The 1,670-nt window shown below is 63.0% G+C and carries 2 protein-coding genes; one reads left to right on the top strand and one right to left on the bottom strand.

Annotation, left to right across the window (positions count from 1 at the left end; translation table 11 throughout):
- Window positions 1-199: 199 nt before the first annotated feature.
- The gene (locus WBF82_RS09105; RefSeq protein ID WP_424382723.1) at window positions 200-853 is read right to left on the bottom strand and encodes a TetR/AcrR family transcriptional regulator; all 654 of its coding nucleotides are present in this window, start codon (window positions 851-853) and stop codon (window positions 200-202) included.
- A 113-nt stretch (window positions 854-966) separates the two neighbouring features.
- Here WBF82_RS09105 and WBF82_RS09100 point away from each other — a divergent pair.
- Window positions 967-1,670 (top strand): PE-PPE domain-containing protein (locus WBF82_RS09100; RefSeq protein ID WP_424382722.1); only part of this gene is annotated, 704 nt, incomplete at its 3' end.

The raw sequence follows: 1,670 nt of genomic DNA, 5'->3' as shown, positions 1-1,670 counted from the left end.
CGTTTCACCCTCGCGAGCACTCCAGCAGTATTTTGATTCAGCTCGCGCACCGGCACTTCGGACATGCCAACGACTGTACTACTTATCCGTAGTACGTAGCGCTACCATCGCGTTGGTAGGGAGTCCTAGCAAGGGTGGTCGCTCGTAGGCGGGCACAACGCCAGACCCAAACCCGCAGTTGCTCAAGTGACGGCTGGGATTAACCGCCGCTCGCCCGAATTCCAGCCTCGACGACCGACATGAACGTTGTCAGATCGGAGATGAGGTCGTCGAATGTCCGGGGCCGTGGCGGATCCGTCTCGTGCAGAAAATCGGTCACTGATTCGAAGAGTCCGCCAACGGTGGCCACCGCAAGCGCGTGGTAGTTGATCCCGTCGCTTGGATGGTTGCGACGCCAGAGCGACTCGATGAACGACGCTGCCCAGCGCCGGTTCTCCCGACGCTGAGCTTCCACTCGGGGCGAAATACCAGCAGCTGCACCAAAAGTCACCATCGCGACGCGAGGGTCGTCGACCAACGTGTGGGCGAACGCTGCCAAAACCCGACGCACCGTTTCTTCTTCGTCGGCGTCGGCCGACTCCCGCATCGCTTGCGCCACTTGCTCTTCTATGCGTTCGGAGACCTGGCGCAGCAGCGCCACATAGCAATCTTCCTTGCTGTCGAACAGGTCGTAGAACGCTTTGTTGCCGACATACGCGGTCTGGCAGATCTCCTCGATCGACGTGTTGGCGTACCCGTCGCGGGCGAACAGCTCGAACGCCGCCTGCAACAGTTGTTCACGTCGCTGCTCGCGGCGCTGTTCGGCGTCCAAGCCGCGGATCCTGCGCGGCCTGGGTTGCGCGGACGTGCGCATCGCTGCCCTGGCGCCGAATTCTAGCTGCAACCAACTTTTCGACAAGAGCTCTTGTTTCGAACCGGTCATCGTGTTGTAATTTCGGACACAGTCGCTCAAGCAGGGGAGATGCCATGCCGGCCCGCGGAACCAGCACCACCTGCGCGGCAGTCGTCGCCCTCGCCGTCGTCGCCATCCCGTCCCCGCAACACCACGCTCAAGTGCGGCTGACCAGCGTCGACAATGCCGACTCGCCGCTCGGCGACGGCACGGCATTGATCTTCGGCACCAGCGGCACACCGGTCGCGAGCCCGGGCTACCAAGAGGCCGTCGAGCAGCTGTATCTGCAGCCGCGCGGCTTCGACGGCACCATCGAAGCCCCGTTCACGCCCGAGGGGCTGTATCCGGTCACGGGCGTGCACACGCTGCTTGTCGACACCTCGTTCGCGCAGGAGGAACAGATTCTGGACTCCGCGATCCAGAGCCAGATCGCCGCTGGGGGAGTGGACGCCGCCAATCCGGTGGTGGTCTTCGGTTGGTCGCAGAGCGCGGATTTCTCCGGGCTGACCGAGCCGGAACTCGCCGCCCAAGGTGTGCCCAGCGATGACGTGCACTTCATCATGGTCGGCGACGCCAGCAATCCCGACGGCGGCTTGCTGGAACGCTTCGACATCCCTGCTGGTTCGGATCCGTCGGTGCCGAGCCTGGGCATCACGTTCGACGGCGCCACGCCGGCCGATTTTTTTCCGACAGACATCTACACCAACGAATACGACGGCTTCGCCGACTTCCCCAAGTACCCAATCGACTTCCTGTCCGACCTGAACGCGTTCTTGGG

This window comes from Mycobacterium sp., assembly GCF_049673265.1.
Lineage (GTDB): Bacteria > Actinomycetota > Actinomycetes > Mycobacteriales > Mycobacteriaceae > Mycobacterium.
This window is presented reverse-complemented; position numbering and strand designations above follow the sequence as displayed.